Annotated in this window: 1 protein-coding gene; it reads left to right on the top strand. The window is 67.6% G+C overall.

Annotated elements, in window-relative coordinates; genetic code table 11:
* Nucleotides 1-1,072 (top strand): IS30 family transposase (locus E0497_RS20350; RefSeq protein ID WP_137726609.1); only part of this gene is annotated, 1,072 nt, incomplete at both ends.

Below are 1,072 nucleotides of genomic sequence, written 5' to 3'. Positions count from 1 at the left end.
GGGAAAGCGGCCCGGGCGGTAGGGATGTCACGGCGGGGTGCGCAGTCGTTGTGGTATCGACTCGGGGGTCCACCGCTGCGTCGGGGCCGGGGTGGCGGACTGGTCACCCCGGTCGACGAGGAGCAGTCCGCGGGGGCGAACCGGCCGTTGAGTTTCACCGAACGCATCGAGATCATGCGGGGTCTGGACAAGGGACACACCCGCGCCGAGATCGCCCGCCGGATCGACCGACACCGGTCGGTGGTGTGCCGGGAGATCGTCCGCAACGCCACCGGGACCGGGGACTACGACGCGTATCTGGCGCAGGCGTGGGCGGCGCATCGGGCGCGGCGGCCGAAGCAGTTCAAACTCGCGACCGATCCGGTGTTGTGCCGGGTGATCGAGGACGCGATGGATGCGGGGTGGAGCCCGAAACTGATCGCTGACATGCTGGCACGATGGTTCCCAGGCGATCGGGAGAAGCGGGTGTCCCACGAGACGATCTACCAGTGCCTGTATGTGCAGACCCGCGGCGGTTTACGAGCTGACCTGGCCAAACAACTGTCGACGCGGCGGACGGCCCGCAAGCCTCGGGACCGGGTCTCCCGCCGCGGCAAGATCTATGCCGACGCGTTCACGATCAGTGACCGTCCCGCGGAGGCCGCTGATCGGGCGGTGCCCGGGCATTGGGAAGGCGATCTGATCGTCGGGACCGCATCCAAGAGTGCGATCGGGACCCTGGTCGAACGCTCGACCCGCTACACGATCCTGCTGCATCTGCCCGACGGGCACACCGCCGAACAGGTCGCCGGCGCGATGATCGACGCGATGGCAGACCTCCCGCAGCAGTTGCGGCAGACCATCACCTGGGACCGTGGCAGTGAGATGGCCCGCTACGAGACCATCCGGATGGAGTTGGGGACACCGGTCTACTTCTGCGACCCGCACAGTCCCTGGCAGCGCGGAACGAACGAGAACACCAATCGGCTCCTGCGGCACTGGTTCACCAAGGGCACCGATCTGTCCGGGCACGACGCGGCCGAGTTGAAGAGGGTCCAACACCTCCTCAACACCCGGCCTCGTCCCACCCTCG

It is taken from the genome of Prescottella subtropica (assembly GCF_005434945.1).
In the GTDB taxonomy this organism is placed as follows: domain Bacteria; phylum Actinomycetota; class Actinomycetes; order Mycobacteriales; family Mycobacteriaceae; genus Prescottella; species Prescottella subtropica.
The sequence above is the reverse complement of the archived record's forward strand: the minus strand, read 5'-3'. Positions and strand labels throughout refer to the sequence as shown.